This is a genomic window from Acidovorax soli, from assembly GCF_014207955.1.
In the GTDB taxonomy this organism is placed as follows: domain Bacteria; phylum Pseudomonadota; class Gammaproteobacteria; order Burkholderiales; family Burkholderiaceae_C; genus Acidovorax; species Acidovorax soli_A.
Map to the genome: position 1 here is coordinate 172,586 of NZ_JACHLK010000014.1, position 19,431 is coordinate 192,016.

General features: G+C 65.8%; 22 protein-coding genes. 16 read left to right on the forward strand and 6 right to left on the reverse strand.

Going from position 1 to position 19,431, the window contains the following annotated elements:
* Nucleotides 1-140: 140 nt before the first annotated feature.
* Nucleotides 141-1,094: a thioredoxin-disulfide reductase gene (gene trxB, locus HNP48_RS27390; protein WP_184863178.1), complete on the reverse strand. Its 954-nt coding sequence runs from the start codon at nt 1,092-1,094 to the stop codon at nt 141-143.
* Nucleotides 1,095-1,281: 187 nt separating this feature from the next.
* On the opposite strand from trxB, the gene HNP48_RS27395 reads away from it, so the two are divergent.
* The 3 genes from HNP48_RS27395 to lolA are packed head-to-tail and all read left to right on the forward strand — an operon-like array spanning nt 1,282 to nt 5,015.
* On the forward strand, nt 1,282-1,959 hold the full coding sequence (locus HNP48_RS27395) for a Crp/Fnr family transcriptional regulator (RefSeq protein ID WP_184863180.1): 678 nt from the start codon (nt 1,282-1,284) through the stop codon (nt 1,957-1,959).
* A gap of 45 nt (nt 1,960-2,004) precedes the next feature.
* Nucleotides 2,005-4,341 carry a DNA translocase FtsK gene (locus tag HNP48_RS27400; RefSeq protein WP_184863182.1) on the forward strand — a complete coding sequence of 779 codons (2,337 nt, stop codon included), beginning with the start codon at nt 2,005-2,007 and terminating at the stop codon, nt 4,339-4,341.
* A gap of 41 nt (nt 4,342-4,382) precedes the next feature.
* On the forward strand, nt 4,383-5,015 hold the full coding sequence (gene lolA / locus HNP48_RS27405) for an outer membrane lipoprotein chaperone LolA (RefSeq protein ID WP_184863184.1): 633 nt from the start codon (nt 4,383-4,385) through the stop codon (nt 5,013-5,015).
* Between the two features lie 13 nt (nt 5,016-5,028).
* On the opposite strand, the gene HNP48_RS27410 is transcribed toward lolA, so the two are convergent.
* Together HNP48_RS27410 and HNP48_RS27415 are read right to left on the reverse strand one after the other, a co-directional pair.
* Nucleotides 5,029-5,397, reverse strand: coding sequence for a hypothetical protein (locus tag HNP48_RS27410; protein WP_184863186.1), 369 nt, complete (start codon nt 5,395-5,397; stop codon nt 5,029-5,031).
* Between the two features lie 41 nt (nt 5,398-5,438).
* A complete protein-coding gene (locus HNP48_RS27415; RefSeq protein ID WP_184863188.1) occupies nt 5,439-5,888 on the reverse strand; it encodes a hypothetical protein in 450 nt (149 codons plus the stop codon).
* Between the two features lie 221 nt (nt 5,889-6,109).
* Between HNP48_RS27415 and HNP48_RS27420 the strand changes: the two genes are divergently transcribed.
* From HNP48_RS27420 to HNP48_RS27440, 5 genes are all read left to right on the forward strand, one after another.
* On the forward strand, nt 6,110-7,453 hold the full coding sequence (locus HNP48_RS27420) for a replication-associated recombination protein A (protein WP_184863190.1): 1,344 nt from the start codon (nt 6,110-6,112) through the stop codon (nt 7,451-7,453).
* A gap of 321 nt (nt 7,454-7,774) precedes the next feature.
* Nucleotides 7,775-8,704, forward strand: coding sequence for a branched-chain amino acid ABC transporter permease (locus tag HNP48_RS27425; RefSeq protein ID WP_184863192.1), 930 nt, complete (start codon nt 7,775-7,777; stop codon nt 8,702-8,704).
* 10 nt (nt 8,705-8,714) lie between these two features.
* Nucleotides 8,715-9,794, forward strand: coding sequence for an ABC transporter permease subunit (locus tag HNP48_RS27430; RefSeq protein ID WP_184863194.1), 1,080 nt, complete (start codon nt 8,715-8,717; stop codon nt 9,792-9,794).
* A 23-nt stretch (nt 9,795-9,817) separates the two neighbouring features.
* Nucleotides 9,818-10,600: an ABC transporter ATP-binding protein gene (locus tag HNP48_RS27435; protein WP_184863196.1), complete on the forward strand. Its 783-nt coding sequence runs from the start codon at nt 9,818-9,820 to the stop codon at nt 10,598-10,600.
* A 2-nt stretch (nt 10,601-10,602) separates the two neighbouring features.
* Nucleotides 10,603-11,331, forward strand: coding sequence for an ABC transporter ATP-binding protein (locus tag HNP48_RS27440; RefSeq protein ID WP_184863197.1), 729 nt, complete (start codon nt 10,603-10,605; stop codon nt 11,329-11,331).
* Between the two features lie 70 nt (nt 11,332-11,401).
* Here the strand turns inward: HNP48_RS27440 and HNP48_RS27445 are convergent, their stop codons facing one another.
* On the reverse strand, nt 11,402-12,013 hold the full coding sequence (locus tag HNP48_RS27445; protein ID WP_184863199.1) for an outer membrane beta-barrel protein: 612 nt from the start codon (nt 12,011-12,013) through the stop codon (nt 11,402-11,404).
* Between the two features lie 280 nt (nt 12,014-12,293).
* Here HNP48_RS27445 and HNP48_RS27450 point away from each other — a divergent pair, with 280 nt between their 5' ends.
* Both HNP48_RS27450 and HNP48_RS27455 read left to right on the forward strand, forming a co-directional pair.
* A complete protein-coding gene (locus HNP48_RS27450) occupies nt 12,294-12,941 on the forward strand; it encodes a DUF47 domain-containing protein (protein ID WP_184863201.1) in 648 nt (215 codons plus the stop codon).
* Nucleotides 12,942-12,959: 18 nt separating this feature from the next.
* Nucleotides 12,960-13,970 (forward strand): inorganic phosphate transporter, encoded by a 1,011-nt coding sequence (locus HNP48_RS27455; protein ID WP_184863203.1) that lies wholly within the window; start codon nt 12,960-12,962, stop codon nt 13,968-13,970.
* Between the two features lie 73 nt (nt 13,971-14,043).
* On the opposite strand, the gene HNP48_RS27460 is transcribed toward HNP48_RS27455, so the two are convergent.
* On the reverse strand, nt 14,044-14,490 hold the full coding sequence (locus HNP48_RS27460; RefSeq protein WP_184863205.1) for a TM2 domain-containing protein: 447 nt from the start codon (nt 14,488-14,490) through the stop codon (nt 14,044-14,046).
* An 8-nt stretch (nt 14,491-14,498) separates the two neighbouring features.
* Nucleotides 14,499-15,020 (reverse strand): GNAT family N-acetyltransferase, encoded by a 522-nt coding sequence (locus HNP48_RS27465; RefSeq protein ID WP_184863207.1) that lies wholly within the window; start codon nt 15,018-15,020, stop codon nt 14,499-14,501.
* Between the two features lie 193 nt (nt 15,021-15,213).
* On the opposite strand from HNP48_RS27465, the gene rpsP reads away from it, so the two are divergent.
* From rpsP to HNP48_RS27495, 6 genes are all read left to right on the forward strand, one after another.
* The gene (gene rpsP, locus HNP48_RS27470; protein ID WP_110533007.1) at nt 15,214-15,465 is read left to right on the forward strand and encodes a 30S ribosomal protein S16; all 252 of its coding nucleotides are present in this window, start codon (nt 15,214-15,216) and stop codon (nt 15,463-15,465) included.
* Nucleotides 15,466-15,541: 76 nt separating this feature from the next.
* Nucleotides 15,542-16,105: a ribosome maturation factor RimM gene (gene rimM / locus HNP48_RS27475; protein ID WP_184863209.1), complete on the forward strand. Its 564-nt coding sequence runs from the start codon at nt 15,542-15,544 to the stop codon at nt 16,103-16,105.
* A 19-nt stretch (nt 16,106-16,124) separates the two neighbouring features.
* Nucleotides 16,125-16,883 (forward strand): tRNA (guanosine(37)-N1)-methyltransferase TrmD, encoded by a 759-nt coding sequence (gene trmD, locus HNP48_RS27480; protein ID WP_184863211.1) that lies wholly within the window; start codon nt 16,125-16,127, stop codon nt 16,881-16,883.
* 153 nt (nt 16,884-17,036) lie between these two features.
* Nucleotides 17,037-17,423 carry a 50S ribosomal protein L19 gene (gene rplS / locus HNP48_RS27485; RefSeq protein ID WP_184863213.1) on the forward strand — a complete coding sequence of 129 codons (387 nt, stop codon included), beginning with the start codon at nt 17,037-17,039 and terminating at the stop codon, nt 17,421-17,423.
* Between the two features lie 118 nt (nt 17,424-17,541).
* A complete protein-coding gene (locus HNP48_RS27490; RefSeq protein ID WP_311773866.1) occupies nt 17,542-18,237 on the forward strand; it encodes a CoA pyrophosphatase in 696 nt (231 codons plus the stop codon).
* 83 nt (nt 18,238-18,320) lie between these two features.
* The gene (locus HNP48_RS27495) at nt 18,321-19,307 is read left to right on the forward strand and encodes a CobD/CbiB family protein (protein ID WP_184863215.1); all 987 of its coding nucleotides are present in this window, start codon (nt 18,321-18,323) and stop codon (nt 19,305-19,307) included.
* Nucleotides 19,308-19,431 lie beyond the last annotated feature (124 nt).

Below are 19,431 nucleotides of genomic sequence, written 5' to 3' on the forward strand. Positions count from 1 at the left end.
GGCCTCCCGAAAAAAGAGACCCGATTTGGATTTTTGCCTGCAGATAAGCGGGTAGCAGATACCCGCCTGAATTCAGGAAAGCCTTGGATTATAGCGACCCGCGTGCCGGGGCGTCAAATCGCCACCCCGGGCAGCGGTTTTCACTCCTGCTGTTCGAGGAAGCGCTGGGCATCCAGCGCGGCCATGCAGCCCGTGCCGGCGCTGGTGATGGCCTGGCGGTACACATGGTCGGCCACGTCGCCGGCGGCGAACACGCCGGGCACGCTGGTCTGCGTGGCAAAGCCCTTGAGGCCGCCCTGGGTGATGAGGTAGCCGCCTTCCATCTCCAGCTGGCCCTTGAAGATGTCGGTGTTGGGCGAGTGGCCGATGGCGATGAAGCAGCCGTGCAGGGTGATGTCCTCGGTGCTGCCGTCCTTGGTGCTCTTGATGCGGATGCCGGTCACGCCCGTGGCGTCGCCCAGCACCTCGTCCAGCGTGTTGAACAGCTTGAGCTCGATCTTGCCGGCGGCGACCTTCTCGTTGAGCTTGTCCACCAGGATGGGCTCGGCCTTGAACTTGTCGCGGCGGTGCACCACGGTGACCTTGCTCGCGATGTTGGACAGATACAACGCTTCTTCGACGGCCGTGTTGCCGCCGCCGACCACGGCCACGGGCTTGTCGCGGTAGAAGAAACCGTCGCAGGTCGCGCAGCCCGAGACGCCGCGGCCCATGAAGGCCTCTTCGGAGGGCAGGCCCAGGTACTTGGCCGAGGCGCCGGTCGCCAGGATCAGCGCGTCGCAGGTGTAGGTGCCGCTGTCGCCAATGAGGGTGAAGGGACGTTTGCTGAAGTCGACCTGGTTGATGTGGTCGAAGATGACCTGGGTCTTGAAGCGCTCGGCATGCTCCAGAAAGCGCTGCATCAGTTCGGGGCCCTGCACGCCGTTCACGTCGGCAGGCCAGTTGTCGACTTCCGTGGTGGTCATCAGCTGGCCGCCCTGGGACATGCCGGTGATCAGCACCGGATTGAGGTTGGCGCGCGCTGCATAGACCGCTGCGGTATAGCCGGCCGGGCCGGAGCCGAGGATCAGAACTTTCGCGTGTTGGGTGGTAGACATGGTAAAAGCCTGTGTTTTGCGCCCGCTACACGGGGCGCTGTTGGGAAAGCTGGGGGGCGGGGCGCCAAGTATCAACCGCGCACGGTCTTCGCACGCAGCCCCAATTTCAATCACGGCGATTGTAAGAACCGATCAATAACCCGATGCGGCACCGGTGGAGCCGCGCCTTTCGAGAGGAGAAGTTTCCATGTCAACGATGTTGTCCAACCTGGACCTGCTGCGCCGGGTGCCACTGTTCTCGCTGCTCACCATGCCGCAGGCCGAGGTGATCAGCGGTGCCGTGGTCAAGAAGCGCTTCAAGCGCGGCGAGGCGCTGGTCGAGCAGGGGCAGCGGTCCAACACGCTGTTCATCCTGCTCACCGGGCGGGCGCGCGTGATGACGGCCGACAGCCGTGGGCGCGAGGTGATCCTGGCCACCCTGTCGCAGGGCGACTACCTGGGTGAGATGAGCATCATCGACAACGAACCCCACTCGGCCACGGTGCGCGCCGAGGTGCAGACCGACGTGCTGATGCTCGGGCGCACCGAGTTCGCGCGCTGCCTGACCGAAAACGCCTCCATGTCGCTGGTGGTCATGCGCGGCCTGGTCAAGCGCCTGCGCCATGCCGACCGCAAGATCGAATCGCTGGCCCTGCTCGATGTGTACGGCCGCGTGGCCCATGCGCTGCTGGACTTCGCCTCCACCGATGCGCAGGGCCAGCGCGTCATCCGCGACAAGATCTCGCGCCAGGACCTGGCCAAGATGGTGGGCGCTTCGCGCGAAATGGTCAGCCGTGTCATGAAAGACCTGGAAGAGCGTGGTTTCATCGAGGTGCTGCCCACCGGGGCCACCGTGCTCAAGGACCGGTTGGACGCCCTGGGCTGAGCTTTCCCAGGGGAGTGGGGCATGGGGTAAGCTTGCCCGGCGCTTATGACTTATTCACTCAATACCCTGAATGCATCCTCTGCCGCGAAGTCGCCGCCCCGCTCGGGCGCGGCCCGCTTCGGGCATGAAATCGGCCTGCTGATCGGCCTGCTGGCCCTGGTGTTCTGGCTGCTGGCGCTGGTCAGCTATTCGGCGCAGGACGCCGCCTGGTCGTCCTCCGGCCCCTCGGATGCGCGTGCCGTCGCCAACTGGGCCGGCCGCCTGGGCGCCTGGCTGGCCGATGGCAGCTACTTTGCCCTGGGTTTCTCGGTCTGGTGGTGCGTGGCAGCGGGCGTGCGCTCCTGGCTGTCGTCGCTGGCGCGCTGGATGCGTGGCGGCGAGGTGCAGCCCGGTGCCGCAAGCCCCCTGGTGCGCCGCGGCCTGTTCTGGGGCGGCCTGGTGCTGCTGATGTGCGCCAGCACCGCGCTCGAATGGTCGCGCCTGTACCGTTTCGAGTCGCTGCTGCCCGGCCACGCCGGCGGGGTGCTGGGTTACATCACGGGCCCGGCCAGCGTCAAATGGCTGGGCTTCACGGGCTCGGCCCTGCTGTGCTTCGTGCTCGCCGTGCTGGGTGCGGCGCTGGCCTTCCGCTTCTCCTGGGGCCATGTGGCCGAGGTGCTGGGTGGGCGCATCGATGCGCTGGTGCAGTCGCGCCGCACGCAGCGCGAGGTGGCCAAGGACGTGGCCGTGGGCCGCAAGGCGGCGCGCGAACGCGCCGTGGTGGTGCAGGAGGAGAAGACCGAGAGCGAGGAGCAGCACCCGCAGCCGGTGCAGATCATCGAGCCCATTCTGGTCGACGTGCCGCAGAGCACCCGCGTGGTCAAGGAGCGCCAGAAGCCCCTGTTCACCGACATGCCCGACAGCAAGCTGCCGCTGGTGGACCTGCTCGACGGCGCCCAGCAGCGCCAGGAGACCGTGGCGCCCGAGACGCTGGAGATGACCAGCCGCCTGATCGAGAAGAAGCTCAAGGACTTTGGCGTGGAGGTGCGCGTGGTCGCGGCCATGCCCGGCCCGGTGATCACGCGCTACGAGATCGAGCCCGCCACGGGCGTGAAGGGCTCGCAGATCGTGGGCCTGGCCAAGGACCTGGCGCGCTCGCTGAGCCTGGTGTCCATCCGCGTGGTGGAGACGATTCCGGGCAAGAACTACATGGCGCTGGAGTTGCCCAACGCCAAGCGCCAGTCCATCCGCCTGTCCGAGATCCTGGGCTCGCAGGTCTACCACGAGGCCAAGAGCCTGCTCACCATGGGACTGGGCAAGGACATCGTGGGCAACCCGGTGGTGGCCGACCTGGCCAAGATGCCGCACGTGCTGGTCGCCGGTACCACGGGCTCGGGCAAGTCGGTGGGGATCAACGCCATGATCCTCTCGCTGCTGTACAAGGCCGAGGCGCGCGACGTGCGCCTCTTGATGATCGACCCCAAGATGCTGGAAATGTCGGTCTACGAAGGCATTCCGCACCTGCTGGCGCCAGTGGTCACCGACATGAAGCAGGCCGCCCATGGCCTGAACTGGTGCGTGGCCGAGATGGAGCGCCGCTACAAGCTCATGAGCAAGCTCGGCGTGCGCAACCTGGCCGGCTACAACGCCAAGATCGACGAGGCCAAGGCGCGCGAGGAGTTCATCTACAACCCCTTCAGCCTCACACCCGAAGAGCCCGAGCCGCTGCAGCGCCTGCCGCACATCGTGGTGGTGATCGACGAGCTGGCCGACCTGATGATGGTGGTGGGCAAGAAGATCGAGGAGCTGATCGCGCGCCTGGCGCAAAAGGCCCGCGCCGCCGGCATCCACCTGATCCTGGCCACCCAGCGCCCCAGCGTGGACGTGATCACCGGCCTGATCAAGGCCAACATCCCAACGCGCATCGCCTTCCAGGTGAGCAGCAAGATCGACAGCCGCACCATCCTCGACCAGATGGGCGCCGAGGCCCTGCTGGGCATGGGCGACATGCTCTACATGGCCAGCGGCACCGGCCTGCCGATCCGGGTGCACGGCGCCTTCGTCTCGGACGAGGAAGTCCACCGTGTCGTCCATTACCTCAAGGAACAAGGGGAGCCGGACTACATAGAGGGCGTGCTCGAAGGCGGAACTGTGGACGGCGACGGGGATCTGTCAGGGGACGGCGGTGGTGGTGAAGGGGGTGAAAAAGACCCCATGTACGACCAGGCCGTGGAAGTGGTGCTCAAGGACCGCAAGGCCAGCATCTCCTACGTCCAGCGCAAGCTGCGCATCGGCTACAACCGCTCGGCGCGCCTGCTCGAGGACATGGAGAAGGCCGGCCTGGTGAGCGGCCTTACTGCCAGCGGCCAGCGTGAAGTGCTGGTGCCTGCTCGCCCCGAATGAGGTGCTGTGGGCACCCTGCCTGCAACCCAAGGAGTCTATTTTTGAAAAAACTTGTGACAGCCATCGTGATCGCGGCCAGCGCCCCCTGGGCCAGCGCGGACGGGCTCAAGAGCCTCGAATCCTTCATGAAGAGCACCCAGACGGGCCGCGCCGACTTCACCCAGGTGGTGACCTCGCCGGCCAAGGAGGGGCAGACAGCGCGCACCAAGAATTCCAGCGGTTCGTTCGAGTTCCAGCGCCCGGGGCGTTTCAAGTTCGTCTACAGGAAGCCGTTCGAGCAGACCATCGTGGCCGATGGCCAGACCCTGTGGCTGCATGACGTGGACCTGAACCAGGTCACGCAGCGCGCCCAGGCCCAGGCCCTGGGCACCACACCGGCGGCCTTGCTGGCTTCGGCGCCCGACCTGTCGGCGCTCAAGGCCGATTTCACGCTCGAATCGGCGCCCGATGCCGATGGCCTGCAGTGGGTGCTGGCGCGCCCCAAGGCCAAGGACGGGCAGTTGCAGAGCGTGCGCGTGGGTTTTGCCGGCGAGCAGCTCGCGGCCCTGGACATCCTGGACAGCTTCGGCCAGCGCTCGGCCATCCGCTTCAGCGGCATGCAGGCCAACCCGCCACTGCCCGCCAGCACCTTCCAGTTCAAGCCGCCTGCGGGGGCGGATGTGGTCAAGCAGTGAGCAGCGCTGCCGCTTATTTCTTCTGGATGACGCCGCGCGCGTAGCCTCCGTGCGCCGAGGGCAGCACCATGCAGATCATGGCGCGGCCCTGCTGCTTTTCGAGCTGCTGGACCACGGTGCGCTGCTCATCGTAGTCCTCGCCGGCGCGCAGGTCGGCCGCGCTCTTCTTGATGCGCTTGAGCAGCTCCTGCACCTTGTCGTCGTTGATGCCGAGGTTGGGGCAGTTCTTGGCCGCGAAATCGGCCGATGCGAGCGCCGAGCCCAGTTGGGCTTCGATGGCTTCGGCTTCGGTCACGTCGGCGTGGGCGGCGGTGCCCAGCAGCGCCAGGGACAGGCCCAGGAGCAGGCCGGAAAAGGAAGATGGCTTGGAAATAAGGGTCATGGGTGCAATGGTAGGGGACATGGACGTTCGGCAGCGCGTGCTCACCAGAGGTAGGCCTCGGGCAACTGCCCGGAATGCCTGCGGTGGCGGGTCGGGCGTGCCGCCTTCTTCTCGTTGATGACCATTTCGGCGCCGTCGAAGGAGATTTCGGCGCGCCGGGTCAGGGTGCGCCCGCGCACGGTGAACAGCATTTCGATGGTCTTGCCGTCGCTCTCCATCTTCCAGGTGCCGTCCAGGCTGCGCAGCTCGTCGATCTCGCCTTTCTTGAGGTAGAGCTTCAACGTGCCGTCGGGCAGGAACTGCACGATGTTGGACGAGGGCGAATATTCTTCCCACCAGCCCTGCAAGGCCGTGGCGGTATCCTGGGCGACTGCGCCCGCGGCGGCTGGCGTGCCCTGCGCGTGGGCCTGCAGCGCGAGCCCGCAGAGGGCGAGGCTGGCGGCCAGCGCGATCGGACGCAGCCATGCGAGGTGGTGGAGTGGATGTGCCATGCGGAGGGTCTCTGGGCGGTTGTCAGCCCCGCTTTATAGGCGGGAGGCGGGGGCATTCCCGGCAGCGGCCGCGGCATTTCGTGACATTGTTGGCGTTTGCGGTGCGGGCCTGTGTTGGAATCGGGGGAGGCGTGGCCAGCTTGCGGCTTGCAGCAGGCCGACCGGCCTCCATCTGTGGGGCGGTGCCCCTCTTGCATGCCTGCTTCACCATTGCTTCTTCCATGAGTTCCTCGCGCAGTCTTTCGTCCCCTTCTTCCGCCGGCGCTGCCCACCAGCCGCTGGCCGAGCGCCTGCGCCCGCGGACGCTGGGCGAGGTGATCGGGCAGCAGCAGGTGCTCGGGCCCGGCATGCCGCTGCGCCTGGCCTTCGAATCGGGCCGCCCGCACAGCTGCATCCTGTGGGGGCCGCCGGGCGTGGGCAAGACCACCATCGCCCGGCTGATGGCCGATGCCTTCGATGCGCAGTTCATCAGCATCAGCGCCGTGCTGGGCGGGGTCAAGGACATCCGCGAAGCCGTGGAGCGGGCCGAGCTCGCGCGCGACGGCCTCATGCAGCAGCGCACCATCGTCTTCGTCGACGAGGTGCACCGCTTCAACAAGAGCCAGCAGGACGCCTTCCTGCCGCATGTGGAGAGCGGGCTGTTCACCTTCATCGGTGCGACCACCGAGAACCCCTCGTTCGAGGTCAATTCCGCGCTGCTGTCGCGTGCCGCGGTCTACGTGCTGCAGCCGCTGTCGGCCGAGGACCTGCAGCAGCTCGTGGCGCTGGCGCAGTCGCACAAGGCCCTGCCGGCCATCGAGCAGGCGGCCATCGACCGGCTTGTGGCCTATGCCGACGGCGATGCGCGGCGCCTGCTCAACACGCTGGAAACCCTGGCCATGGCGGCCGCGCAGGAGAAGCTGACCGAGATTTCGGACGAATGGCTGCTCAAGGTGCTGGGCGAGCGCATGCGCCGCTACGACAAGGGAGGCGAGCAGTTCTACGACACCATCAGCGCGCTGCACAAATCCGTGCGTGGCTCGGACCCCGATGCGGCGCTGTACTGGCTGGTGCGCATGCTTGATGGCGGGGCCGATCCGCGCTACATGGCGCGGCGCCTGGTGCGCATGGCCAGCGAGGACATCGGCCTGGCCGACCCGCGCGCGCTGCGCCTGGCGCTCGATGCCGCCGAGGTCTACGAGCGCCTGGGCACGCCCGAGGGCGAGCTGGCATTGGCCGAATGCGTGGTCTACTTGGCCGTGGCGCCCAAGTCGAACGCGGTCTACAAGGCCTACAACGCCGCCCGCGCCTGGGTGAAGCAAGATGGCACGCGCCCGGTGCCCATGCACCTGCGCAATGCACCGACCCAGCTCATGAAGCAGCTCGATTACGGCAAGGGCTACCGCTACGCGCACGACGAGGAAGGGGGCTTCGCGGCCGGTGAGAACTACCTGCCCGAGGGCATGGAGGCGCCCGGTTTCTACCAGCCGGTGGAGCGCGGGCTCGAAATCAAGATCGCACAAAAACTGCGTGAGCTGCGCGAGCGCAACGCAGCGGCCGACGACGCCATCCTTCCCGAGGAGTGAGTGCGGCACGGGCGTATGCTGCGCCCGAAACTGCGTTTATGCCGATTTTGCATGACCTTGGTAATAAGTTTGCTCAGCAATATTCTTGCGTGCATCAAAATAACTTATGTACCCGGGCGGTCACTGATGGACTTGCGAACCCGAGGGAAAACCCCCCCAAAGCCGCAGAGGGCCTCCTGACACTACTGGCTACAATCCCGTCCACAAACCCGCACAGCTGCATCTCTGGCGGGTTTTTTGCTAGATGGCAGTCGGGCCCACAAGGCTGTACCGATTCCGGTGCCTGCGCTTGGGGTGCGTTACAAACGAAGGACTTCTCTTATGGACATTTTGCTGCAACAGATCATCAACGGTCTGGTTCTCGGCAGCATGTACGCCTTGATAGCCTTGGGCTATACGATGGTGTACGGCATTATTCAACTGATCAACTTCGCCCACGGCGAGGTGCTCATGATCGGTGCACTCACCAGTTGGAGCTGTATTGGCATGATGCAAGGGGCCATGCCCGGCGCACCTGGCTGGCTGATCCTGCTGCTGGCCACCATCATTGCCTGCGTGGTCGCAGCCACACTGAACTTCGTGATTGAAAAAGTGGCCTACCGGCCGCTGCGCAGCAGCCCGCGCCTGGCGCCCCTGATCACCGCGATCGGCATGTCCATCCTGCTGCAGACGCTGGCCATGATCATCTGGAAGCCCAACTACAAGCCCTATCCGACGATGCTGCCAAGCTCGCCGTTCCAGATCGGTGGCGCCTTCATCACCCCCACGCAGATCCTGATCCTGGGCGTGACCGCGATTGCCCTGGCTTCGCTGGTCTACCTGGTGAACCACACCAACCTGGGCCGTGCCATGCGCGCCACGGCCGAGAACCCCCGCGTGGCCTCGCTCATGGGCGTCAAGCCCGACATGGTGATCTCGGCCACCTTCATCATCGGCGCTGTGCTGGCGGCCATCGCCGGCATCATGTACGCCTCCAACTACGGCACGGCGCAGCACACCATGGGCTTCCTGCCGGGCCTCAAGGCCTTCACGGCGGCCGTGTTCGGTGGCATCGGCAACCTGGCCGGCGCGGTGGTCGGCGGCATCCTGCTGGGCCTGATCGAAGCCATCGGCTCGGGCTACATCGGCACCCTCACGGGCGGCCTGCTGGGCAGCCACTACACCGACATCTTTGCATTCATCGTGCTGATCATCATCCTCACGCTGCGTCCTTCGGGCCTGCTGGGTGAACGTGTGGCCGACCGAGCCTGAGGACCCTGTCATGAAGAACAACAACCTTGCCAAATGGGTCGTGGGCGGCATCGCGCTGCTGATCCTCCCGCTGATCCTGCAATCCTTCGGCAACGCCTGGGTGCGCATCGCCGATCTGGCCCTGCTGTACGTGATGCTGGCCCTGGGCCTGAACATCGTGGTCGGCTACGCCGGCCTGCTGGACCTGGGCTATGTGGCCTTCTACGCCGTGGGCGCCTACCTGTTCGCGCTGATGGCATCGCCCCACCTGGCCGATACCTTCGCGGCCTTCGCCGCCATGTTCCCCAATGGCCTGCACACCTCGCTGTGGCTGGTGATACCGTTGGCGGCGCTGATAGCGGCGGTCTGCGGGGCCCTGCTCGGGGCGCCAACCCTCAAGCTGCGCGGTGACTACCTGGCCATCGTGACCCTGGGCTTCGGCGAAATCATCCGCATCTTCCTGAACAACCTGGACCACCCCGTCAACCTGACCAACGGCCCCAAGGGCCTGGGCCAGATCGACTCGGTCAAGATCTTCGGCCTGGACCTGGGCAAGCGCCTGGAGGTGTTCGGCTTCGACATCAACTCCGTCACGCTGTACTACTACCTGTTCCTGGCGCTGGTGATCATCAGCATCGTGATCTGCTACCGCCTGCAGGATTCGCGCATCGGCCGCGCCTGGATGGCCATCCGCGAAGACGAGATCGCCGCCAAGGCCATGGGCATCAACACCCGCAACCTCAAGCTGCTGGCCTTCGGCATGGGCGCCTCGTTCGGTGGCGTCTCGGGCGCCATGTTCGGTGCCTTCCAGGGCTTTGTCTCGCCCGAGTCGTTCAGCCTGATGGAGTCGGTCATGATCGTCGCCATGGTGGTGCTCGGCGGTATCGGCCACATCCCCGGCGTGATCTTGGGTGCGGTGCTGCTGTCGGCGCTGCCCGAAGTGCTGCGCTACGTCGCCGGCCCGCTGCAGGCCATGACCGATGGCCGCCTCGATTCCGCCATCCTGCGCCAGTTCCTGATCGCCGTGGCGATGATCGTCATCATGCTGATGCGCCCCCGTGGCCTGTGGCCCGCACCTGAGCACGGCAAGAGCCTGGCTCAGAAGTCCTGATGAACACCGCAGAAAGTTAGAACATGGCAGAGAAATCCAACGATGTGGTGCTGAAGGTCGCCGGCATTTCCAAGCGCTTCGGCGGCTTGCAGGCCCTCTCCGACGTGGGCATCACCATTGAGCGCGGTCAGGTCTACGGCCTGATCGGCCCCAACGGCGCAGGCAAGACCACCTTCTTCAACGTGATCACCGGCCTGTACACGCCCGACAGCGGCACCTTCGAGCTCGCGGGCAAGCCCTACGAGCCCACGGCCGTGCACGAAGTGGCCAAGGCGGGCATTGCCCGCACCTTCCAGAACATCCGCCTGTTCGCCGAGATGACGGCGCTCGAGAACGTGATGGTGGGCCGCCACATCCGCACCAAGTCCGGCCTGGTGGGTGCGGTGTTCCGCACCAAGGGCTTCAAGGAGGAAGAAGCGGCCATCGCCAAGCGCGCGCAGGAACTGCTCGACTACGTGGGCATCGGCAAGTTCGCCGACTACAAGGCGCGCACGCTGAGCTATGGCGACCAGCGCCGCCTGGAAATCGCCCGTGCCCTGGCCACCGACCCCCAGCTGATTGCGCTGGACGAGCCCGCCGCCGGCATGAACGCCACCGAGAAGGTGCAGCTGCGCGAGCTGATCGACCGCATCCGCAACGACAACCGCACCATCCTGCTCATCGAGCACGATGTGAAGCTGGTGATGGGCCTGTGCGACCGCGTGACCGTGCTCGACTACGGCAAGCAGATTGCCGAAGGCAACCCTGCCGAAGTGCAGAAGAACGAAAAAGTGATTGAGGCCTATCTGGGCACCGGAGGACACTGAGAATGGCCGAAAAATCCAACAAGGTACTGCTGCAGGTCAAGGGCCTGAAGGTGGCCTACGGCGGTATCCAGGCCGTCAAGGGCGTGGACTTCGAAGTGCGCGAAGGCGAACTGGTCTCGCTGATCGGCTCCAACGGTGCGGGCAAGACCACCACCATGAAGGCCATCACGGGCACGCTGCCCATGGGCGATGGCGACATCGAGTACCTGGGCAAGAGCATCAAGGGCAAGGGCGCCTGGGACCTGGTCAAGGAGGGCCTGGTCATGGTGCCCGAAGGCCGTGGCGTGTTCGCGCGCATGACCATCACCGAGAACCTGCAGATGGGCGCCTACATCCGCAAGGACAAGGCGGGCATCCTGGCCGACATCGAGAAGATGTTCACCATCTTCCCGCGCCTGCGCGAGCGCAAGGACCAGCTGGCCGGCACCATGTCGGGCGGTGAACAGCAGATGCTGGCCATGGGCCGCGCCCTGATGAGCCAGCCCAAGGTGCTGCTGCTGGACGAACCCTCCATGGGTCTGTCGCCCATCATGGTGGACAAGATCTTCGAGGTGGTGCGTGACGTGTACGCCTTGGGCGTGACCATCGTGCTGGTGGAGCAGAACGCCAGCCGCGCCCTGGCGATCGCCGACCGCGGCTACGTGATGGAGTCGGGCCTGATCACCATGACCGGCCCGGGCCAGGAGCTGCTGAGCGACCCCAAGGTGCGTGCCGCCTACCTGGGCGAATAAGCCCCCTGGGCGCACCCGCAAGACAATGCCGCCCCCGGGCGGCATTTTTCATGGGGCCTGCCCTGCAGGCTCAGTACTTGTACTGCACGCCCAGCGTGGTCATCTTCACGCCCGCGTTGTCGTCAGCGAAGTGGAACTTGTGGCGTTCCCACTCCACGACGGCAGCCCATTGCTGGTTGAAATTCCAGCGCGCACCCAGGCCGTAGGACAGGCCGAAGCCACTGTCCTTGCCCGTGGCCACGCCCAGGCCCGAGAAGCCCGTGGTGCGCGTGCGGCCGTAGGTGGTGCCGACCTTGCCAAAGAGATCGAATTGCTCGTTGAGCGGGGCCCGCCCGATCAGGCTCAGGTTCACGCCCTGGGCCCGGGTCGTGCCGCCCAGGCGGTGGGCCTTGCCGGCATTCAGGTAGCTCAGCTCCACACCCGCGTTGGGGTGGAAGTAGCCGCCGGTGGAGAGTTTCCAGGCCGAGTCGGAGTCGTCGAAGCCCAGGCCGGTGCCCGCCGGGCCGGCGCTCAGGTCGTAGTTGGAGCGGCCGCCGCTCAGGCCGATGTAGCCTTGCTGCGTGTACGGGATGACGGAGTCGCGCTGCTTTTGCGACGTGCTGCCGGTCTGTGCCTGAACGCCGGTGGCGGCACAGGCGGCCGCTAGCAGCCAGGGGATCGTTCTGAGGGGTGAAGATGGCATGGGGATGTCCTTGGAATGTGGGGTGGTTCGGCGGGTGAGGGCACCCCCGAGGCGAACGCCCAATCTAAGGCGCGTGTCCTCCCGGCCTTGTAGGACGTGGGGTGGCCGGCGGGTAGGCCCGTCCCGGGCTTGCCTGCCCTGGGCGAAGCCGCTGCCATGGGCCTGGGGCCGGCCTGCAACGGCCCGCCGGTTAAACTCGCGGCAGTCACGTTGGCGTCATGGGTTTGTCATGGCGTCGTCATTTCCAAGAAATCACACCCCCGTTCCAGGAGCCTCTTCCATGCTGTTTGCCAAGCTGTTGCCACGCGAAGGCAACTTTTTCGAAATGTTCAACCAGCATGCGGACCGCATCGTGGAAGCGGCTCGCGCCTTCTCGCAACTGGTGGCGAACTACAACGACCCCCACCTGCGCGACAAGTACAACCAGGACGTGGACAACGCCGAGCGCGCGGCCGACCGCGTGACGCACGAGGTCAACAAGGCCATCCACAAGACCTTCATCACCCCCATCGATCGCGAGCAGATCCACACGCTCATCAACACCATGGACGACGTGGCCGACCTGATCCAGGATTCGGCCGAAACCATGGCGCTGTACGACGTGCGCCACATGACGGACGAGATCACGCGCCTCACCGACCTGAGCCTCAAGTGCTGCGAGCGCCTGCGCGATGCCGTGAAGCTGCTCGACAAGATCGCCGATCCCTCGGTGGCCGAGGCCGCGCTCAAGACCTGCGAGGAAATCGACCGCCTCGAGGGCGATGCCGACCGCGTCATGCGCAGCGCCATGAGCAAGCTGTTCCGCGAAGAGCCCGATGTGCGCGAGGTGATCAAGCTCAAGGCGATCTACGAACTGCTGGAAACCATCACCGACAAGTGCGAGGACGTGGCCAATTGCATCGAGGGCATCGTCCTCGAGAACTCCTGATCGGCAGGGCTCAGCAGCATGGAAACCGTACAAGCAGCCCTGTGGGTTGTCGTCCTGCTCGTGGCGCTCGCTCTCCTGTTCGACTTCATGAACGGGTTCCACGATGCCGCCAACTCGATCGCCACGGTGGTCTCCACCGGCGTGCTCAAGCCCGCGCAAGCGGTGCTGTTCGCGGCATTCTTCAATTTCGTGGCCATCTTCGTGTTCCACCTGAGCGTGGCTGCCACCGTGGGCAAGGGCATCGTGCAGCCCGGCATCGTGGACACGCACGTGGTCTTCGGCGCCCTGGTGGGCGCCATCACCTGGAACGTCATCACCTGGTACTACGGCATCCCCAGCAGCTCCTCGCATGCGCTGATCGGCGGCATCGTGGGCGCTGTGATCGCCAAGGCCGGCGCGAGCGCACTGATTTCCACCGGCATCCTCAAGACCGTGGCCTTCATCTTCGTCTCGCCGCTGCTGGGCTTTGCCCTGGGCTCGCTGATGATGGTGGCTGTGGCCTGGATCTTCCGGCGCTCCCGGCCGAGCAAGGTGGACAAATGGTTCCGGCGCCTGCAGCTGGTCTCTGCAGGTGCCTACAGCCTGGGCCACGGCGGCAACGACGCGCAAAAGACCATCGGCATCATCTGGCTGCTGCTGATCGCCACCGGCTACGCGTCGACGACCGATGCCTCGCCCCCGACCTGGACCATCGTGAGCTGCTATGTGGCCATCGGCCTCGGGACCATGTTCGGCGGCTGGCGCATCGTCAAGACCATGGGCCAGAAGATCACCAAGCTCAAGCCCGTGGGCGGCTTCTGCGCCGAGACGGGTGGAGCGCTCACCCTGTTCCTGGCCACCACGTTGGGCATTCCGGTCTCCACCACGCATACCATCACCGGCGCCATCGTCGGTGTGGGCTCCACCCAGCGCGCCAGCGCCGTGCGCTGGGGGGTGGCCGGCAACATCGTCTGGGCCTGGGTGCTCACCATTCCGGCCAGCGCCTTCGTGGCAGCGATTGCCTACTGGGTGAGCCTGCAGCTGTACTGATCCGCGGCATGCACCCCCAAAAAAAAGCCCCCGGGATCGCTTCCGGGGGCTTTTTTCTGTGGGGGTCTGGCCGCTACTGCGAGATCTTGCGCGCCTCTTCGATCTGGTATTCGAAATAGCGCTGAAAGCTGAAGGCGATGCTCGCCATCAGCACCGTGGTGCCCAGCAGCAGCGAGACCACGATGGCGCCGATGGTGAGCCAGCGGGTCTGGCCAGCAGGGGCTTCCTGGGCGGCCGAGGGGTTGAAGCGCGCATTCCAGCGCTCGGGTGTCATCAGCCCGTAGAGGATGGCCCTGAGGGCGCAGCCCGCGATGGTGAAACCCAGCAAGGGGATCAGCATCCAGCTGGTGTGGTCGTCCTGGCCGAATTGCTGCACGCGCTGGATGCCGTACAGCCCCAGCGCCGTGGGAATGGGCAGCAGCCAGCCCAGCATGTCGCCCATGCCATGCAGGTAGAAGCGGTGCAGGCCCAGGGGGCCGCCGAGGAAGGCCAGCCAGGCGGCCAGGGTCTTGTTTTTCATGGGGTGGATTATTCCGGCGAAGTGGTGTCGCCCGCGCCCAGGGTCTTTTCCATGAGCACGATGTCGCGCCAGGCGCCGAACTTCCAGCCCATGGAGCGCAGCACGCCCGCCTCGGTGAAGCCCAGGGCGCGGTGCACGCCGATGGAGCCGGCATTGGCCGAGTCGCCGATCACCGCCAGCAGCTTGCGCACACCGGCCGCTTCGGCCTGCACGATGAGTTCGGCCAGCAGTTGCCGGCCCAGGCCCATGCCGCGGGCGCTGTCGGCCACGTAGATGGAGTCCTCGGCCGAGAAGCGGTAGGCCGGGCGCGGCTTGAACCAGTTGGCGTAGGCAAAGCCCAGCACCTGTCCGTCCTGTTCAGCGACCAGCCAGGGCAGGCCGCGGCCCAGCACATCGGTGCGGCGGCCTGCCATGTCGGCCTCCGACGGGGGATCGATCTCGAAGGTGCCCGTGCCGTGCAGCACGTGGTGGGCGTAGATGGCGGTGATGGCGGGCAGGTCGGCGTCGGTGCTCGGGCGGATGGTGGGCATTGCTGCTAAAGGCGCTTTGTGCGGGGCCATCAAAGTGTATGGCACGCTTTTCGGGGAAAGGGATATAATCGCGGGCTTTGCAGCGTGTCGCTGGCCGGGTGGCCATGTCGCGTGTCTCAAGCGTTGCGAATATGGTTGCGAACACTGTGGCTTTTGGCAATACCGCCCAAGTCCACCACCCGAAGGATAAATCATGGTCGTCATTCGACTCTCCCGCGGCGGCTCCAAGGGCCGTCCATTTTTCAACATCGTCGTTGCTGACAAGCGCGTGCGCCGCGATGGCCGCTTCATCGAGCGTCTGGGCTTCTACAACCCCACCGCCAAGGAAACCGAAGAAGGCCTGCGCATCGCCCAGGACCGCCTGACGTACTGGAAGAGCGTGGGCGCCCAGTCCTCGCCTACCGTGGACCGCCTGATCAAGCAAGCCGCCAAGAAGGCTGCCTGATAGCTCCCCGGAAAGGGCGGGTTCCGTCGGCTTGCCTGGCGGGACCCGCCCTTTTCCTATTTCCGAGATCTTTGCCATGAACCTGACCCTTGAGCCTGCCGAGCTGCCCGCCGATGCCATCGAAGTGGGGCGCATTGCCGACGCCTGGGGTATCAAGGGTTGGTTCAAGGTGGTGCCGCACAGCAGCAACCCCGAGGCCTTGTTTTCCTCCAAGCGCTGGTACTTGCAGCCGTCCGAGCGGGGCGCCAAGACCTTCACCGGCACGGTGCTGCTGCCCATCCGCCAGGCCAAAGACCATTCGGACACCGTGGTGGCCTGGGCCCAGGGCATCGACGACCGCAACGGCGCCGAGGCGCTGCGCGGCGCGCGCATCTTCGTGCCGCGTTCGAGTTTCCCCTCCACCGCCACCGACGAGTACTACTGGGTCGACCTGATCGGCCTGGCCGTGGTCAACCGCGAGGGCCTGGCCCTGGGCACCGTGCGCGAACTGCTGTCCACCGGCCCGCAGACGGTGCTGGTGATCGACTACGAAGAGGGCGGCAAGGCCCAGGAGCGCATGATCCCCTTCGTCGCCCACTTCGTCGACAAGGTCGAGCTGTCCGAAAAGCGCATCACCGTCGACTGGCAGGCCGACTACTGAGCCGCCACGCGCCCTTGCCATGCGCTTTGACGTCATCACGCTGTTCCCCGAGCTGTTCGCGCCCTTCCTGGCTGCGGGTGTGACGCGCCGTGCCTATGCCGGTGGCCAGGTCGATGTGCGGCTGTGGAACCCGCGCGACCACGCCGAGGGCAACTACCGCCGTGTCGACGACCGGCCTTTTGGCGGCGGCCCGGGCATGGTGATGCTGGCCGAGCCCCTGGCGCAGTGCCTGGCGGCCATCCGTGCCGAGCGCGCCGAGCCGGCCGAAAGCCAGGCGCCGCTGGTGCTGTTCTCGCCCATCGGCGCCACCCTGGACCATCCGGCCGTGGAGCGCTGGTCCGCCAGCGCGGGGGCCGTGCTGCTGTGCGGGCGCTACGAGGGCATCGACCAGCGCTTCATCGACGCCCATGTGGATGCGCAGATCAGCCTGGGCGATTTCGTGCTGTCGGGTGGCGAGATCGCCGCCATGGCCTTGCTCGATGCCGTGGCGCGCCTGCAGCCCGGCGTGCTCAACGACGAGGGCAGCCACCAGCTTGACAGCTTCAATCCCGCACTCGATGGCCTGCTGGACTGTCCGCACTACACCCGTCCCGAGGAGTGGGCGGGCCAGGCCGTGCCGGCCGCGCTGATGTCCGGCCACCATGCGCAGATCGAGCGCTGGCGGCGTGACCAGCGCCTGGCCATCACAGCGCGCCACCGCCCCGAGCTGATCACGGCGGCCCGGGCGGCGGGCCGGATCACGCCTTCGGACGAGGCCGTCTTGGCCAAATTGCGCTGACTTGCTATAATCAAAGGCTTTTCGATCCTCTGGCCGGCCGTTTTGCTGGAAAAAGGGTGTGGGGCATGCAGGCTCCCACCACTTGTGCGAAACACTGAGACGTCAATCCCGACGCTGCCATTTTTGGCGCGGACATGATCGTTGGATGTAAAGATGAACCTGATTCAAACCCTGGAAGCGGAAGAAATCGCCCGCCTCAACAAGACCATCCCCGAATTCGCCCCTGGTGACACCGTCATCGTGAGCGTGAACGTGGTGGAAGGCAACCGCAAGCGCGTGCAGGCTTACGAAGGTGTGGTGATTGCCAAGCGCAATCGCGGCCTGAACAGCGGCTTCACCGTGCGCAAGATCTCCAGCGGCGAAGGCGTGGAGCGTACGTTCCAGACCTACAGCCCGCTGATCGCCAGCATCGAAGTCAAGCGCCGCGGTGACGTGCGCCGTGCCAAGCTGTACTACCTGCGCGACCGCAGCGGCAAGTCGGCACGTATCAAGGAAAAGCTGCCTTCGCGCGCCAAGGCTGCTGCCGCTACCGCAGCCTGAGGACTGGCCCCGCCCAGACAAGCCGCTACAGCCTGCCTGTAGCGGCTTTTTGCTTTTCTCGGCTCTGTCCTTCATCCATCCATCCATTGACCGCCCAGTGAAACCGCTGATCAGCCCTGTGTCTTCCGTCATCCCGCCCCTGTCCACGCTGCCCGATTTCGATCCGCGCAAGGTGCCTGTGGTGGGGGTGGATGCACATCTGCCTGCGGTTGCGCTGGCCGCGCAGACCCCCGAGGCCTTGCGCCTGCGCTTTGCGCACCCACCGCAGTGGGAGCCCGAAGTGGTGCTGGAGCGCAAGTTCACCAACCGCGAGCCGGCCCACGCCTCCGTGCTGCTGGCCATCGTGCTGCGCGAGCAACCCATGGTGCTGTTGACCGAGCGCACGGCGCACCTGTCCACGCATTCGGGGCAGATCGCCTTTCCCGGTGGGCGGGCCGACCCCGAGGACACCGACCCGGCGGACACGGCGCTGCGCGAGGCTTTCGAGGAAGTGGGGCTCGAGCGCCAGTACGTGGAGGTGCTGGGCACCTTGCCCACCTACGTGACCGGCACCTCCTTCATCATCACCCCCGTGGTCGCGCTGGTGCAGCCCGATTGCGTGCTCACGCCCAATCCCTATGAGGTGGCGGACCTGTTCGAGGTGCCGCTGGCCTTTCTGCTCGACCCTGCGAATCACCAGCGCCACCGGCTGGAGTGGCAGGGCCTGGCCCGTGAATGGTTCTCCATGCCCTACCAGGACGGTGAGAAGAACCACCACATCTGGGGCGCCACGGCGGGCATGCTGCGCAATTTCTACCGCTTCATGCTGGCCTGAGGCTGCTGAGGGCAGCCGGCACCGGTGCGGCTTAGGGTGCTGCCGGGTACTCCAGGGGCCTGGCGCCAGTATCATTGGCGCCCATGAGTTTCTTCGCCATCCTGTTCGCTCTGCTGATCGAGCAGGCCCGCCCGCTGGCCCGCAGCAATCCCATCCACGCCGGCCTGCGTGCCTGGGCGCTGTCGGTGAGCCGCAATTTCGACGCCGGCAAGTCGCACCATGGCTGGGTGGCCTGGGGCCTGGCGGTGCTCGTGCCTTCGCTGGTGGTGCTGGCCATCCACTGGCTGCTGCTGTGGGGGCTGGGCTGGCCGTTTGCCGTGCTCTGGAGCGTGGCGGTGCTCTACATCACCCTGGGTTTCCGGCAGTTCAGCCACCATTTCACGGGCATCCGCGATGCGCTGGAAGAGGGCAACGAGGATGCGGCCCGCGAACGCCTGGCCCACTGGCAGCAGGTGGACGTGGGCCTCTTGCCGCGCAGCGAGATCGTGCGCCACGTGATCGAGTACTCGGTGATCGCCGCCCACCGCCACGTGTTCGGCGTGCTGGCCTGGTTCTCGGTGCTCGCGGCGCTGGGGCTCGGCCCCACGGGCGCAGTGCTGTACCGCCTGGCCGAGTTCGCCTCGCGCTACTGGCACCACCGCCAGCGCATGGGATCCCAGCCCGCGAGCGAATCGCTGCAGCGCGCTTCGGCGCAGGCCTGGACGCTGGTTGACTGGGTGCCTGCGCGCCTGACCGCACTGAGCTTTGCGGTAGTGGGCAGCTTCGAGGAGGCCATCGAGGGTTGGCGTTTCCATGCGCAGCGCTTTCCCAATGACAACGACGGGGTGGTGTTGGCTGCTACTGCGGGTGCCATCAATGTCCGTCTGGGTGGTGAGGCGCTCAAGGCACGGTCTGTATTGCATACGCCGCAGGGGTTGGAGATCGATGCGGACATGGGGGATAGCGATTCCACCCCTGGGCGGGAGCCTGAAGTGGGGCATTTGCGCAGTGTCGTGGGGCTGGTGTGGAGGTCGGTGGTGGTGTGGATGCTGTTGCTGGCTTTGTTGACTTTGGCTCGGTTGTTGGGCTGACGGTCTTTGCTGGCCTCTTTGCTTGTTTGAGGGCGGGAGCCGGGATGTGCGCCCGGCGGCGCACCTACTTTCTTTTTGCGCAAAAAGAAAGTAGGCAAAGAAACAGCGCCCCGCTGTCTGCGTC

Coding starts and splice junctions, on each gene's coding strand:
- HNP48_RS27495 (WP_184863215.1), top strand. CDS start 18,321: ATGAGTTTCTTCGCCATCCTGTTCGCTCTGCTGATCGAGCAGGCCCGC.
- trmD (WP_184863211.1), top strand. CDS start 16,125: ATGCGCTTTGACGTCATCACGCTGTTCCCCGAGCTGTTCGCGCCCTTC.
- HNP48_RS27445 (WP_184863199.1), bottom strand. CDS start 12,013: ATGCCATCTTCACCCCTCAGAACGATCCCCTGGCTGCTAGCGGCCGCC.
- HNP48_RS27465 (WP_184863207.1), bottom strand. CDS start 15,020: ATGCCCACCATCCGCCCGAGCACCGACGCCGACCTGCCCGCCATCACC.
- HNP48_RS27415 (WP_184863188.1), bottom strand. CDS start 5,888: ATGGCACATCCACTCCACCACCTCGCATGGCTGCGTCCGATCGCGCTG.
- HNP48_RS27455 (WP_184863203.1), top strand. CDS start 12,960: ATGGAAACCGTACAAGCAGCCCTGTGGGTTGTCGTCCTGCTCGTGGCG.
- HNP48_RS27430 (WP_184863194.1), top strand. CDS start 8,715: ATGAAGAACAACAACCTTGCCAAATGGGTCGTGGGCGGCATCGCGCTG.
- HNP48_RS27450 (WP_184863201.1), top strand. CDS start 12,294: ATGCTGTTTGCCAAGCTGTTGCCACGCGAAGGCAACTTTTTCGAAATG.
- rimM (WP_184863209.1), top strand. CDS start 15,542: ATGAACCTGACCCTTGAGCCTGCCGAGCTGCCCGCCGATGCCATCGAA.
- HNP48_RS27425 (WP_184863192.1), top strand. CDS start 7,775: ATGGACATTTTGCTGCAACAGATCATCAACGGTCTGGTTCTCGGCAGC.
- HNP48_RS27400 (WP_184863182.1), top strand. CDS start 2,005: ATGACTTATTCACTCAATACCCTGAATGCATCCTCTGCCGCGAAGTCG.
- rplS (WP_184863213.1), top strand. CDS start 17,037: ATGAACCTGATTCAAACCCTGGAAGCGGAAGAAATCGCCCGCCTCAAC.
- HNP48_RS27410 (WP_184863186.1), bottom strand. CDS start 5,397: ATGACCCTTATTTCCAAGCCATCTTCCTTTTCCGGCCTGCTCCTGGGC.
- HNP48_RS27435 (WP_184863196.1), top strand. CDS start 9,818: ATGGCAGAGAAATCCAACGATGTGGTGCTGAAGGTCGCCGGCATTTCC.
- HNP48_RS27440 (WP_184863197.1), top strand. CDS start 10,603: ATGGCCGAAAAATCCAACAAGGTACTGCTGCAGGTCAAGGGCCTGAAG.
- HNP48_RS27395 (WP_184863180.1), top strand. CDS start 1,282: ATGTCAACGATGTTGTCCAACCTGGACCTGCTGCGCCGGGTGCCACTG.
- trxB (WP_184863178.1), bottom strand. CDS start 1,094: ATGTCTACCACCCAACACGCGAAAGTTCTGATCCTCGGCTCCGGCCCG.
- rpsP (WP_110533007.1), top strand. CDS start 15,214: ATGGTCGTCATTCGACTCTCCCGCGGCGGCTCCAAGGGCCGTCCATTT.
- HNP48_RS27460 (WP_184863205.1), bottom strand. CDS start 14,490: ATGAAAAACAAGACCCTGGCCGCCTGGCTGGCCTTCCTCGGCGGCCCC.
- HNP48_RS27420 (WP_184863190.1), top strand. CDS start 6,110: ATGAGTTCCTCGCGCAGTCTTTCGTCCCCTTCTTCCGCCGGCGCTGCC.